Origin of the sequence: Ferrovibrio xuzhouensis, assembly GCF_042648965.1 — a bacterium.
In the GTDB taxonomy this organism is placed as follows: Bacteria; Pseudomonadota; Alphaproteobacteria; order Ferrovibrionales; family Ferrovibrionaceae; genus Ferrovibrio; species Ferrovibrio xuzhouensis.
Genome location: NZ_JBHRYJ010000011.1, coordinates 1 through 1,268, shown reverse-complemented (window position 1 = coordinate 1,268; position 1,268 = coordinate 1). Strand labels below are relative to the sequence as shown.

General features: G+C 67.5%; 1 protein-coding gene. It reads left to right on the top strand.

Features of this window, described 5'->3' with window-relative positions; translation table 11 throughout:
- A partial coding sequence (locus tag ACFOOQ_RS23275) for a TRAP transporter large permease (RefSeq protein ID WP_379730132.1) occupies positions 1-1,268 on the top strand: 1,268 nt, incomplete at both ends.

Here is a 1,268-nt window from a genome sequence, read left to right as displayed (position 1 = left end):
ATCCTCGCGCTGTTTGCGCTGTTTGCGGCGGGGCTGTGGATCGGTCTCGGGCTGCTCAGCTGCGGCTGGATCGCCATGGCGCTGTTCACCACGCGCCCGGTCGGCGATGCCATGGTCACCACGATCTGGGGCTCGTCGACCAGCTGGACGCTGACGGCGCTGCCGATGTTCATCTGGATGGGCGAGATCCTGTTCCGCACCCGCCTGTCGGAAGACATGTTCCGCGGCCTGGCGCCCTGGATGACCCGCATCCCCGGCCGCCTGCTGCACACCAACGTGATCGGCTGCACCATCTTCGCCGCCGTCTCCGGCTCCTCGGCGGCCACCTGCGCCACCATCGGCAAGATGACCATCCCCGAGCTGCGTGCCCGCAAGTATCCGGAAGACATGATCATCGGCACGCTGGCCGGCGCCGGCACGCTCGGCCTGCTGATCCCGCCGTCGCTGATCATGATCGTCTATGGCGTCGCCGCCGACGTCTCGATCGCCAAGCTGTTCATCGGCGGCGTGCTGCCCGGCATCCTGCTCGCCACCCTGTTCATGGGCTATATCGTCGGCTGGGCATGGCTCAACCCGGACAAGATCCCGCAGCCGCCCGAGCGGCCCAGCTTCCGCCAGAAGCTCTGGGCCTCGCGCAGCCTGCTGCCCACGGTCGGGCTGATCGTGGCCGTGCTGGGCTCGATCTACACCGGCTTTGCCACCGCCACCGAGGCGGCCGGTCTCGGCGTCGTCGGCGCCCTGCTGATCTCCTGGGTCCAGGGCAGCCTGACCCGGGCGACCTTCACCGAGAGCCTGCTCGGCGCCACGCGGCTCAGCTGCATGATCGCGCTCATCCTGTCCGGCGCCGCCTTCCTGACGCTCGCCATGGGCTTCACCGGCCTGCCGCGCCACCTCGCCGACTGGATCGACCACCTGCAACTCGGCCGCGGCGGCCTGATCGTCGCGCTGATGGTCTTCTACATCGTGCTCGGCTGCTTCCTCGACGGCATCTCCATGGTGGTCCTGACCATGGCCGTCGTGCTGCCGATGATCGAGCGCCTCGGCATCGACCTGATCTGGTTCGGCATCTTCATCGTGCTGGTCGTCGAGATGGCCCAGATCACGCCCCCGGTCGGCTTCAACCTCTTCGTCATCCAGGGCATGACCGGCCACCAGATCAACTACATCGCCAGGGTCACCTTCCCGCTCTTCCTGCTCATGTGCGCAGCCGTCGCCATCCTCTTCTTCGTCCCCGGCCTCGCCACATGGCTGCCCGCACAGATGATCGG